This window comes from Enterococcus sp. LJL90 (assembly GCF_056924355.1).
This window is the reverse complement of record NZ_JBXPBQ010000030.1, coordinates 1-6,169: the sequence shown is the minus strand read 5'-3', so window position 1 is coordinate 6,169 and position 6,169 is coordinate 1. Positions and strand designations below refer to the sequence as shown.

General features: G+C 34.3%; 10 protein-coding genes. All 10 read left to right on the top strand.

What is annotated here, in order from left to right; all coding sequences use genetic code 11:
- Window positions 1–219 precede the first annotated feature (219 nt).
- The 10 genes from AC1Z3S_RS19765 (at window position 220) to AC1Z3S_RS19720 (ending at window position 6,088) form a co-directional block, all read left to right on the top strand.
- A complete protein-coding gene (locus tag AC1Z3S_RS19765) occupies window positions 220–540 on the top strand; it encodes a hypothetical protein (RefSeq protein ID WP_461741800.1) in 321 nt (106 codons plus the stop codon).
- Between the two features lie 4 nt (window positions 541–544).
- Window positions 545–1,033 (top strand): hypothetical protein, encoded by a 489-nt coding sequence (locus AC1Z3S_RS19760; protein ID WP_461741799.1) that lies wholly within the window; start codon window positions 545–547, stop codon window positions 1,031–1,033.
- A 139-nt stretch (window positions 1,034–1,172) separates the two neighbouring features.
- Window positions 1,173–1,259, top strand: coding sequence for a putative holin-like toxin (locus AC1Z3S_RS19755; RefSeq protein ID WP_461741801.1), 87 nt, complete (start codon window positions 1,173–1,175; stop codon window positions 1,257–1,259).
- A gap of 1,097 nt (window positions 1,260–2,356) precedes the next feature.
- On the top strand, window positions 2,357–2,683 hold the full coding sequence (locus tag AC1Z3S_RS19750; RefSeq protein ID WP_461741798.1) for a DUF961 family protein: 327 nt from the start codon (window positions 2,357–2,359) through the stop codon (window positions 2,681–2,683).
- Window positions 2,676–3,089, top strand: a complete 414-nt coding sequence (locus AC1Z3S_RS19745) for a DUF961 family protein (RefSeq protein WP_461741797.1) — start codon at window positions 2,676–2,678, stop codon at window positions 3,087–3,089. Before AC1Z3S_RS19750 ends, AC1Z3S_RS19745 begins: the two co-directional genes overlap by 8 nt.
- Before the next feature lie 27 nt (window positions 3,090–3,116).
- Window positions 3,117–3,440 carry a nucleotidyltransferase family protein gene (locus tag AC1Z3S_RS19740; protein WP_265460260.1) on the top strand — a complete coding sequence of 108 codons (324 nt, stop codon included), beginning with the start codon at window positions 3,117–3,119 and terminating at the stop codon, window positions 3,438–3,440.
- Window positions 3,441–3,450: 10 nt separating this feature from the next.
- Window positions 3,451–3,777, top strand: coding sequence for a HepT-like ribonuclease domain-containing protein (locus tag AC1Z3S_RS19735; RefSeq protein ID WP_461741796.1), 327 nt, complete (start codon window positions 3,451–3,453; stop codon window positions 3,775–3,777).
- Between the two features lie 8 nt (window positions 3,778–3,785).
- Window positions 3,786–3,995 (top strand): hypothetical protein, encoded by a 210-nt coding sequence (locus tag AC1Z3S_RS19730; protein ID WP_461741795.1) that lies wholly within the window; start codon window positions 3,786–3,788, stop codon window positions 3,993–3,995.
- Between the two features lie 47 nt (window positions 3,996–4,042).
- Window positions 4,043–4,525 carry an antirestriction protein ArdA gene (locus AC1Z3S_RS19725; protein ID WP_461741794.1) on the top strand — a complete coding sequence of 161 codons (483 nt, stop codon included), beginning with the start codon at window positions 4,043–4,045 and terminating at the stop codon, window positions 4,523–4,525.
- Between the two features lie 111 nt (window positions 4,526–4,636).
- Window positions 4,637–6,088, top strand: a complete 1,452-nt coding sequence (locus AC1Z3S_RS19720) for an FtsK/SpoIIIE domain-containing protein (RefSeq protein WP_461741793.1) — start codon at window positions 4,637–4,639, stop codon at window positions 6,086–6,088.
- Window positions 6,089–6,169: the final 81 nt, after the last annotated feature.

Here is a 6,169-nt window from a genome sequence, read left to right as displayed (position 1 = left end):
ATTGATTTAACTCAACAAATTTTTAAGTTAGAATTTCTACATGATATTTGGAAAGAATCTATCTAAGTTCTATCTTAAAAAGCCACTCCCTGTGCAAACAAGCAGAAGGAGTGACTTTTTGATGTAGCCGTTTCGGAAACCATCATTTTGTGAGATGGAACCTTTTTATAATGTAGGTTATGTAAACTAGACTATAAAATAACAGAAAGGAATTTTTTTATGAAAAATTATGATAGTGTTAAGCAGGGAAAAAGAATTATTAATGGAGTAGAGGTTGCAACGACTAAGATTAGTATATCAAACGCAAATATTTTAGAAGTAGAGGTTGGTACAACAGGATTAAAAGGTGGGGATAGTGGGCATGGAGGTAGAAGTTATTTATCTTTTAAGGATTTAGGTGGTACGATGATGCACGGTAATATTGTCCAAAATGGAGACGATACTGAAATGATTGAGATAGAGTTTGAGGGTGATTCTGAACTGGAAACATTTATTGAAGGCTTAGAAATTACCCTAGAAATTTTGAAGGATAGGCGATAGACATATGCTGAGGGTGACAGAAGCGTATCGTCGAAAAAAGAATTATCCATTAAAAAAATTGATTGATTTTGATTTTGTTTCAAAATTTGAAGATTATTGGCTAGCAACCAAAAAAAAAGAGGATTTAAATTTATTTTTTAAGCCGAAAATTTTTAATGATTTAAGAGAGATAGAGTTAAATAAATTTGTTTATAATTATTATGCTTCAAAACAAAATATTGACAGTTCTAGGCAGTCATTTTCGTTTTTTATTACGTTTACTGTAGTTGTTTTTTGGTCATCAATGTTAAATTTTCTAATGAATTATTTTCTTGATAATTTTTTTGAAGTGACTGGAAGTGTGTTTATAATTAGTGTGATGTTTACATTTTTCAGTGGGGGTTTATTGTCAATGTATTTTTGGTTTAGTCTAATTTATAAATCTAACCAGCTTTTTACTGCTTATAATTATGTAGCAAGTTTATTGATTGAACAGGGGATTTTAGAAGAATAAGATGTAAATATAATTGCAATTTTTGTTAAAAAAATATGGTATACTTGCGAAGTAGAAAAGTGAAAAGATGGTGGCTAATCTCTTGAAAAAGGGGTGATTGCCTATGGTTCATAGCTTTATCCCTAGAAGGGAGTAGCGAGTGACAACGTTTGAAGCAATTCAACTGATGATCGCCTTTGCGACGTTGGTTTTGCTGATAGTTGATCATAAAAAGCCAAAAAAATAGCCATCTAACCACTTTGACCGAGTTTTAGATGGCAAAAAATATTTAAAATGAAGTCACCGTCTTTTTAACGGTTCTATAGGGGAAGTTGTTAACGCAACTTCCTTTTTTTGTATAGCTAGTATATCATTTATTGAAAAAAAAGGGAAGTATTGGTGGTTTTAAGTGAGGTATAAAAATATTTAAGTGACTTAAATTTAATAAATGCGAACAAACGTTCGATTTTTATTGAAAAAAAATAACCCTTATGCTATGCTTTTTTTGAGAAGTAATTTTGAAAAATTGCTCTCAATATTTTAAATAGTGTTTTTCAAGTTGCATTTACTCAAAAAATAGTTTATTCTTTGGGTGAGTTGATTTTTGTCTAGGTGAATATCTGGGCAGAAGTCCAGTTGTTCGTTGAAAAACAAAAAACCGAAAGGCTATTTCTTATCAGGGACGGGAATCCCTAAGCGATAAGAAGGTCGCATTCACGTCTTGGGAGACAATGCGCATTCACCTTTCGGCGTTGCTCGAAAGCAACAGTTAGATTATACCAAAAAAAGAACGTTAGTTCTATGCTATTTTTTTATTTTTAACAGGAAAAGATTGCAGAAGAATAGAATGTTTTAGCTGGGAATCTACTGTTTCTTAGGTGACGTTGAAAGCGGAGGATTTGCGTATAATGCGCTTATCCTCCGCTTTTTTTGTTGACAAAAATCAACTCCAATTATGAAATTATCCTTGATCCTTGACAACTGTATACACGAAACAAAAAATCCAATTTTAGCTTATTTGTTTTGTGCATACTTCATTTTGCTAGACAAATCTAACAAAATACAACCTCAGAAATTGTATTTTATCATGATTTTGCTAACTTTTGAAGTAGTTGGTTGCAGAAACCATTTATAAAATCTGTAATCGTTGACACGTTGATGATACTACATGGAGTTTGTGAGTTCCGTAAGGATAAGCAAAAGTATTTGACTGACAAAGAGTCTGTAAATCCATTAAGAGCAGTATTTGCCATGAGTTTTATTGGGATTTGTAGCGAGGGTTGCAAGGACGAATGGATTGAAAAAATCTAATTTTAAAAATTTTAAATGAAAAGGGGAATACAAGTGGATTTTTGTAAAATAAATGCAGCAGCAACGTTTGGTACGTTGTCTTATGTTGGAAAAAAAGAAGAAGTGACGGAGTATGATCAGACTGCACGAAGAAATAAAGTTGTGGGTGTTGCTGTTGCTTTGTTAAGCTCAAAACAGCGGGAAACCTTAGAAGTTGTGATTCCACCTCGATTAAATTTATCTACGTTTAAGTACGGTGAAGTGGTTCATGTGGAAGATGTTCGGTGTGAACCAGTGAGTGAAGCAGCTGGTGACGGTGCCGTCAAAGGTTGGTCAATTTTTGCTACAAAATTAGAAAAGGGGGCAGCGGTAAATGGCTAAAATTAACGAATTGAATGCAGGTTTGGAGTTAGAAATTGTGGATTCTTTTGGAGAATTAACGTTTCTTCGTATGAAAAATCCTAACCGTGTGCAGGATGAAGAAACAGGAGAGTGGACAGACACCGATTATCGGTATGTGGTTCAAAGCTCTAAGCAGTTGAGTGAAGAAACAATTACTATTCCAGTTTCGATTCCTTTAGTTGAGTTAGATTTTGGGGATAAAGTAGAATTAAAAGCCCCACATATCGAATTATTTGCATTTAGAAATGGCCGTTACACCAATAATTATATTAAAATTACAGCTGAAGGAATTAAAAAAGTAACGGATGTTAAAGCTACGGGTAATGGTAATGCTGGCAAAGCGAATAATGACGGTAAAGGTAAGGCGGCAGCTGAAGGTAATTAATCCATTAGAGCATAAGGAGTGAACAAAATGATTTATTCAAAACAGGAGATTTTAGATCGATGCTTACCAATATTTGAGAAGTATGAGGTGGCTACGGTGTATTTGTTTGGTTCTTATGCTCGTGGAGAAGCCACGTCCGAAAGTGATATTGATTTTTTAATTGATTCTCAGGGTTCAAAAATAAAGAATATTTTTGATACTGGTGATTTTCGTGAAGAATTGGAAAAAGTATTAAATAAATCTGTTGATGTAGTTAAAACTGGTATTTTTCAAGACAAGCAGATATTAGAATTTCGTTCTCATTTTTTAGAAAATTTAGGAAAAGAGAGGGTGTTACTCTATCAGAAATAAGGATCGTGTCGTGCTAAGAAGTATTTTAAATTATTGTAATGAAATTGATCGTGATTTAAACAAAGCTCATCAAGTATCGAAAGAATCAGAAATGACTGGTACGATTAAAAATTCGATTGCGATGTGTTTATTGGCAATTGGTGAAGAGATTCGGAATGGATTATCTGAACAACTAAAAGAAAAATATTCTAATATTAACTGGTATAGGTATGTGCGGATTCGGAATGATCTGGCTCATGCCTATTTTAATTTCCAAGAAGAAGATGTATTGCAGGTTGCAGGGGAGATTCGGCAGCTGCATGATTATTGTCAGTTCATTTTGTCCGATTTGAGGTGATAAAAAAAATGAATCAGGAAAAGAAATATTTAGTTCTTTATGATTCGGGACAGAGGAAATATTTAGGACAACAATTAAAAGATGGGGAACCACCAGTTTTGGTAACTCGTATTGAAGATGCTTGGCAGTTTCCTTTATCTAAGGCTGATGAAGCATGGTATTTTGCTTATAAAGCTGCTTGGTGTGATATGGGTAAATTTTTTGTTCATGGAGTATGATTTTGCTTGATTAAGGATAGAATATTGAAATTAAAGGAGGAGTTAAGTTGTCTGAAATCAAAATTTATGTCGAATTGTTAGGTCAGAAACACAAAGGGGAATGGTTTTCTTTGCCAGTGCCGCCTAGTACAGTGTCGCAAAAATTAGGTATGGAAGATGTTGGTAGCAAGGAAACTATCATTTCTGATTATGAAGCACCTTTTGTTATTCATGAAACAGATCGAATTGAAAAGTTGAATGTGGTAGTTGAACGATTTAAAGAAATGCCTGCTGTATTTCAAAAGTACACAAAAGTATTGCTTGATGAGTATTTTCAGGATATTCAATCTTTATTAGATGGGTATTCATCAGGATCATTTGTATCAGGAATTGCCTCAAACAGTGATTTAGGCAGGTATTTGTGTGGGGAAGGAGAATTTTATAAAGTTCCCAGTGAATTAGAGTCTTTTATAGATTATGATGCTATGGGAAGGGATTATGCGATTGTTGCGGTTGTAATTATGGTAGATGATGGTGCTTTCATTTTCTAAAGTGGACTGATAAAGTGAGGAAAAGCGGGTATTCGCTTTTAATTGCTTTTGAAGTAATCGACGGTCTGCTTGTCGAGGTAAGCAGTCGGTGTAACCGAAGTGGAGGTGTTTATGAGTAAACTGTTTGTATATCGTGGTATTCGCATACGAAAATTTCATTTGCATATCTATGGTTTTTATCAGTTTATCTGGTTTATCCCGTTTCTAGTCGGTGCTGGATGCTACGGATATTTTGTGCTTTATCCTTATTTTCAATTAAATAGTCAAAGTGATTGGCTTGCTACATTATTTCAGGTGTTACCTTTACTTGGGATTTTGGTAGGAGGTTTTTTTGTTGTTTATTTTTTGAGCCGCTTGTCATACAGTAGGAACGGTTTTTTTAGTCGGGTTCGAGAACGTCGGAATTTAGCGAATATGATTGTTGAAAATCGTTTCTTTACATTAAAAAAGAGAAAAGGTAATTCAACTAGTGGCCGCCCAGCTGCTAAGGACAAAATGAAATTTCCACGGATTTATTATCGAAATAAAAAGAATTTGATCTCCATATTTCTTCCTATGGATGGTAATAAAAATCAGGAAAAATATATGAAGATGGGTACTTTTTTAGAAGATATGTTTTTGGCCGATAATATGGGTATTTTGAATCACAAAGGGTTTGTGGAATATCGTTTGCTATCGAATGTGGAAGCGTCTCGATTAAAAGTTACCGATATGAAAGCGACAAAAGAGAGTGTTCTTTTGATGCGTGGAGTATCTTGGAAATTTAATTCTGATCCTCATTTGTTAATTGGTGGTGGTACTGGTGGTGGTAAGACGTTTACCATGATGTCTATAATTTTAGCTTTGCTGCCTGTAGCCGAAGTGGAGATTTGCGATCCTAAAGATGCAGATTTATCTACATTAAGTCGATTACCTGTTTTTGAAGGTAAAGTATTTACTGGTTTAGGTATTTTAGGCTGCTTGCGACGGGGCGTGGATGATATGGTGAAGCGTTACAAGATCATGAAGGAATCACCTAAGTTTAAGATGGGGAAAAATTATAGTTATTATGATATTCCTCCAAAGTTTATCGTGATTGATGAATGGGCTGCTTTTATGACGGAATTAGAAACGATGGAAAATGGCTATAAGTTGCTACAAGAAGCGAATGGCTATATGACCCAGCTGATTTTAAAAGCTAGGCAAGCTGGCATATTTATCATTTTAGCTATGCAGCGGCCAGACGGTCAATACATTCAAACAGCGTTACGAGATAATTTTATGTTTCGGATGTCTGTTGGGAAGCTGTCAGATGTCGGTTACGATATGATTTTTGGTGATGTGAATAAGGATAAGCATTTTAAAACCAAAGATGTTAAAGGTCATGGGTATTTAGGCAAAGGGGGAACGTTGGCACAAGAATTTTATTCGGCTTTTGTTCCGAAAGATTTTGATTTTGCTGAAGCCTATTCGTCTTATGAATCGCAAGTGTCACTCGATTTAGCAGAAATTGAATTGAGTGTGAGCGAAAAGAAAGATTTATTAAAAGAAATGGAAAAAAATAGACTTGCTACAAATGAGTAGAAAGTCCGTGACGTAATGTAATTGCATAGAAGTTTTTCTATGAAGTAAATAGTAAGGGATATCTATGAAGAAATTGTTTGC